This window comes from Streptomyces sp. MK37H (assembly GCF_018035285.1).
Taxonomy (GTDB): Bacteria; Actinomycetota; Actinomycetes; order Streptomycetales; family Streptomycetaceae; genus Streptomyces; species Streptomyces endocoffeicus.
Window position 1 is genome coordinate 1 of the sequence record NZ_JAAAYH010000617.1, and the last position, 3,988, is coordinate 3,988.

Sequence of the window (3,988 nt, forward strand, 5' to 3'; positions counted from 1 at the left end):
CCCTCGACACCGCCGCCCCACCGGCGATCCGGGCCCACGACGGCGTCACGCTCGTCTGAGGCTCAGTCAACGCTCGTCCGAGGTTCGTCCGACGTACGGCTCACGCCGCGAGCAGCCGCCAGCAGCCGCGTCAGCTCGTCCGCCACCGCCCGCGCCGCCGGGCTGGTCCAGCGGCGGCGGTGGCGGGTGAGCTGGACGGGCACCGGGGGGATGGCCGGGCCGTGGACCTCGGCGAGATACCCCTCGGCGAGCTGCCGTTCCACCGTGGCGCGGGGGAGCAGCGTCAGGCCGAGGCCCGCGGCGACACAGGCGCGGGCGGCCTCGATGCTGCCGAAGCGGGTGAGGCGCGGCGCCGGGCCGGGGAGGGCGAGGAGGGTGCGGACGAGGTGGTCGCTGTAGGAGCAGCCCTGTTCGTGGACGAAGAAGCTCTGCCCGGCCAGTTCGTCCCAGCCCGCCTCGCGTCCGGCCAGCGGATGGCCGGGGGCGGCGACGTAGACGAGGGGTTCGCGGGCGATGGGGCGGGCCACCAGGTCGGCGTCCGTCACGTCCTGTTCGAGGAGCAGGACGAGGTCGAGCCGTCCCGTACGCAGCCCCTCGATGGCCGCCGCGCTGCCCGCGGGGTGGAGGTGGAGGTCGATACCGGGGTGGGTGCGGCGCAGCGAGGCGATCACGCGGGGGAGGTGCGAGGCGCACAGCGACTCGCCCGCGCCGAGGGCGACCGGGCCCTCGACCGCGCCGTCCGCGCCGTCGCCGTTTCCGGCCGCCGCCACCGTGCGCAGCCGGGCCTCGGCGTCCAGGACCTCCTCGGCCTCCGTCAGCAGCCGGCGGCCGGCGCTGGTCGGCAGGGCGCCCGAGGGCAGCCGGTCGAAGAGGCGGGTGCCCAGTTCCCGTTCCAGGGTGCGTATCTGGACGGTGATGGTGGACTGGGCGAGATGGAGCTCGGTGGCGGTCGCGGTGAAGCTGCCGGTTCTCGCCAGGGCCGCGAACGTCTTCAGGAGTCGTGTGTCCACGAGGGTCAGGATAGGTGGGCTCCGACCTGCTCTCATCGGGTTTCTCGATTGACTCCAGCGAAAGGAATCGTTGGACGCGATACCGGGTCGGTGGAACCGTGGACGGCATGACCGCACCCACCGAACCCACCACGCCCGACACCACCCCCGCCACCACGGCCACCACGTCCGCCACATCCACAACGCCCGCCGCGTCCACCACCACGTCCGCCACATCCACGACGCCCGCCGCGTCCGCCGCGTCCACCCCGGATGTCGACGTTCTGCACTACTCCGCCTTCACCACCCGCCCCGACGGCGGCAATCCCGCCGGTGTGGTCCTCGACGCCGCGGCCCTCGCGGACGACGACGCGGCCATGACGGCCATCGCCGCACGGGTCGGCTACTCGGAGACCGCGTTCATCACCGAACGGGACGAGGCCGCGCGCCGCTACCGGCTGCGGTACTTCAGCCCGCTCGCCGAGGTCGCGTTCTGCGGACACGCCACGATCGCCACGGCCGTGGCACTCGCCGAGCGCGACGGCCCGGGTGAGCTGGTCTTCGACACGGCCTCGGGCGAGATCCGCGTCGAGACCACGGCCGATGGCGACGGCCCGCCCCGCGCCACGCTCACCAGCGTTCCCACGCGCTCGCGCCCCGCCGACCGGGGCACGGAGCTCGAGCCGACGCTGGCGGCGCTGGGGTGGTCCGCGGACGACCTGGACCCGGCCCTGCCCCCGCATGTCGCCTTCGCGGGCAACGACCACCTCGTCCTCGCCGCAGCCACCCGCGAGCGGCTGGCGGACCTCGACTACGACTTCGACGCGCTCGAGGCGGTGATGCGGCGGCGCGGCTGGACGACGGTGCATCTGGTGTGGCGTGAGACCGCGGAGGGCTCCACGGACGGCTTCGTCTTCCACGCCCGCGATCCGTTCCCCGTCGGCGGGGTGGTCGAGGACCCGGCCACCGGCGCCGCGGCCGCCGCCTTCGGCGGCTATCTGCGGGTACTCGGCCTGGTCGGCGGCCAGACCAGGGTCCGGATCCGCCAGGGCGAGGACATGGGCCGCCCCAGCGACCTCCTGCTCGACGTCACGCCCGACGACCCCCGGGCGCGGGTCAGCGGCCAGGCCGTCCCGATCCCGCGGACCGGGCGATGAACGAACCGGGAGACCGGGCGATGAACGATCCCGCGGACCGCGCGAGGAGCGGTGTGACGCAAACCATGCGAGGAGCGGTGTGATGAAGACGCGCTACTACCACCTGCCACGCCTGACCGGCGTGGACGCCCTCCGGCTGGACGAGCGCGAGGTGCCCGCCCCCGGGCCGCGCGAGGTGCTGGTCCGGATGCGCGCCTGGTCGCTCAACTACCGGGACCTGATGATCGCGTCGGACGCGTACGGACGGGCCCTGAAGCCCGATGTCGTACCGCTGTCCGACGGCGCGGGCGAGGTGGTGGACGCCGGTTCCGAGGTCACCCGGTGGCGGGAGGGCGACCGGGTCGCCGGGATCTTCATGCCCGGCTGGCTCTCCGGGCCGCCCGCCGCGCGGAAGACGGCGGGCGCGCTGGGCGGCCCGACGGACGGGGTGCTCGCGGAGTACGTCCTCTTCGACCAGGAGGCCCTGGTCGCCGCCCCCGCGCAGCTGGACTTCGCCGAGACCGCGACGCTGCCGTGCGCCGCCGTGACCGCCTGGCACGCGGTGGCGGTCACCGGTGGGCTCGCCCCCGGCCAGACGGTACTGACCCTGGGCAGCGGCGGAGTGTCGCTGTTCGCCCTGCAGTTCGCCGCGCTCGGCGGGGCCCGTGTGCTCGCCACCTCCAGCGACGACGCCAAGCTGGAGCGACTGCGCTCGCTCGGCGCCACCGACGGCGTCAACTACGCCCGCACCCCCGACTGGGGCCGCCTGGTGGCCGAGGCGACCGACGGCGGTGTCGACCACGTCGTGGAGGTGGGCGGCGCGGGCACCCTGCCGCAGTCACTGGAGGCCGTACGCGTCGGCGGGCGGATCAGCCTCATCGGCGTACTGGCCCGGGACGGCGGGGCCGACCCGTCCTCCGTCCTGCTCAAGGGCGTCACGCTGCAGGGGATGTTCGTGGGCAGCCGCGAGATGTTCGAGCAGATGAACCGCGCGATCGAGCACCACCGCCTGCGCCCCGTCATCGACCGGGCCTTCCCCTTCGCCGAGGCGCCCGCAGCGTACCGGCACTTCGCGGAGCGGAGGCACTTCGGGAAGGTGGTCATCACGGACGAGTGACCACGAGCGCTGAAGTCCGCCCCGCGGAGCGGCGCGGCGGCGCCCCGGCGGTCAACGGACGGGACTGCTACGGGAGCCCGTGCAGCTTGGCGATCAGCCGCCGCAGCAGGGCCACCCGGTCACTGCCGCGCGGCCGGCAGTCCTCCAGGCGCCGGACGACCCCCGGCGGCACGTCCTCGACCCCGACGGCGTCCACGACCTTGTCGAGCGCGTGGATGCCCCAGTACTGGCTGAAGGCGAGCGGCTCCTTCACGACGGCGTCCGTAAGGGCGGCCAGCGCGTCCGCGTCCGGCACCGCGTACAGCCGCGCGTACGCGGCCAGGCGCATACCGCCGTCCGGGGAGCTGAGCCAGCCGTCCAGGTCGGGGTCGGCGAGCCGCTGGGTGGCGCGCACCAGGCGGGCGAAGATGCCGTTCATGCGCTGCGTACGGGCGGATCCGCTGGACATCGACGTACGGACCTCGAGGTATTCGGCGGCCAGTCGGCGCACGTCCCGCAGCGCCGTGGCGCCGTCGGCCTCGGGTCCGTCGTCGCCGCTCCCCACGAGGGCGGCGTCGGCGATCCGCTCGGCGGCCTCGATGCGCCGCTCGACCGCCTCCTTGAACTCCAGGCGCACCCCGCCCGGCAGTTCGATGCTGTTGAGCAGATCGCGCAACCAGGGCACGACGGCGACCACCAGGAGCGCCACGGTGACGTTGTCTATCTTCAGATCCGGCGCCAGCACATGGGTGACGGCCACCGCGATG

The 3,988-nt window shown here is 74.2% G+C and carries 4 protein-coding genes; 2 read left to right on the forward strand and 2 right to left on the reverse strand.

All coding sequences use genetic code 11. The annotated features are described in order from the left end of the window. Positions 1-62: 62 nt before the first annotated feature. Complete coding sequence (locus GWI24_RS41625; protein ID WP_210951210.1) at positions 63-1,010, reverse strand: LysR family transcriptional regulator; 948 nt, start codon at positions 1,008-1,010, stop codon at positions 63-65. 107 nt (positions 1,011-1,117) lie between these two features. Here GWI24_RS41625 and GWI24_RS41630 point away from each other — a divergent pair, with 107 nt between their 5' ends. Continuing rightward, complete coding sequence (locus GWI24_RS41630; protein WP_247617615.1) at positions 1,118-2,146, forward strand: PhzF family phenazine biosynthesis isomerase; 1,029 nt, start codon at positions 1,118-1,120, stop codon at positions 2,144-2,146. A gap of 82 nt (positions 2,147-2,228) precedes the next feature. After that, positions 2,229-3,242: an NAD(P)-dependent alcohol dehydrogenase gene (locus tag GWI24_RS41635; RefSeq protein WP_210951211.1), complete on the forward strand. Its 1,014-nt coding sequence runs from the start codon at positions 2,229-2,231 to the stop codon at positions 3,240-3,242. Between the two features lie 67 nt (positions 3,243-3,309). Here GWI24_RS41635 and GWI24_RS41640 read toward each other — a convergent pair. Continuing rightward, positions 3,310-3,988, reverse strand: a 679-nt coding sequence (locus GWI24_RS41640) for a hypothetical protein (RefSeq protein ID WP_210951212.1), incomplete at its 5' end; no start/stop codon positions are given.

Bases quoted from the DNA above. Each gene is read 5' to 3' on its own strand.
- GWI24_RS41630 (WP_247617615.1), top strand. From the start codon at position 1,118: ATGACCGCACCCACCGAACCCACCACGCCCGACACCACCCCCGCCACC.
- GWI24_RS41635 (WP_210951211.1), top strand. From the start codon at position 2,229: ATGAAGACGCGCTACTACCACCTGCCACGCCTGACCGGCGTGGACGCC.